Below are 249 nucleotides of genomic sequence, written 5' to 3'. Positions count from 1 at the left end.
CACCGAGGTGCCGGGCATCCTGGGCGGCATCGTGCGTTCGGCCTTCGGCCTGCAGGAGACCGTGGGCGGGGTCGCGGGCGGCGTCGCGGCGGCCATGCTGAACGGGGTCAAGCGCGGCCTCTTCTCGAACGAGGCCGGCATGGGCTCGGCCCCCAACATCGCCGCGGTGGCAGTGCCCAACCCGCATCACCCCTCCAGCCAGGGCTTCGTGCAGGCCCTGGGCGTCTTCATCGACACCATCCTGGTCTG

General features: G+C 71.9%; 1 protein-coding gene. It reads left to right on the top strand.

Features of this window, described 5'->3' with window-relative positions:
- The coding region (locus KZZ06_RS21770) for an alanine:cation symporter family protein (RefSeq protein ID WP_219581996.1) at positions 1-249 on the top strand (249 nt) is incomplete at both ends.

It is taken from the genome of Sulfitobacter sp. CW3, from assembly GCF_019392245.1.
Taxonomy (GTDB): Bacteria; Pseudomonadota; Alphaproteobacteria; order Rhodobacterales; family Rhodobacteraceae; genus Sulfitobacter.
The sequence above is the reverse complement of the archived record's forward strand: the minus strand, read 5'-3'. Positions and strand labels throughout refer to the sequence as shown.